Source organism: Lysobacter sp. TAB13, assembly GCF_052113885.1.
Classification (GTDB): domain Bacteria; phylum Pseudomonadota; class Gammaproteobacteria; order Xanthomonadales; family Xanthomonadaceae; genus Lysobacter; species Lysobacter gummosus.
In genome coordinates, this window is sequence record NZ_JBFRDR010000247.1 from 1 (window position 1) to 421 (window position 421).

Below are 421 nucleotides of genomic sequence, written 5' to 3' on the forward strand. Positions count from 1 at the left end.
CAACCGGAATGAGCCTGTCAGCGCCCAGCAGCCGCCCCGTCTCCGAAACGATCCTCAAAGCGATCGCCGCGGCCTCGCCATGGCCTCCTGCGAGGATGTGCCTCTCGACATCCGTCAGTTGCATCGCGCAAAGTCCCTGTGGTTCGGAAGGCCTATAAGGTTCGAGATGCGGCGGCAGACGCGGCTCGAACCGATAGAATTTGTTTCCTATACGAACCAAACAGTCAAGTGACTGACACGGACCTGCAAAGGCGCGGGTGCTGTACCTTAAGCGGCGCCAGGCGCTTCGCCAGACAATGCCTGCGACTGCTTCAACGATTCCTGGGACGAGCCGGTTACGATCCAGAACACAGTCGCTTCCGGACAGTTATGCGCGACGAGGCTATGGCCCATTCGGCTATCCAAATAGACCGTATCGCCT

1 protein-coding gene is annotated in these 421 nt (G+C 59.1%); it reads right to left on the reverse strand.

What is annotated here, in order from left to right:
* On the reverse strand, positions 1–124 hold a 124-nt coding region (locus AB4Y92_RS26025), incomplete at its 3' end, for an aconitase X (RefSeq protein ID WP_441822252.1).
* Positions 125–421: the final 297 nt, after the last annotated feature.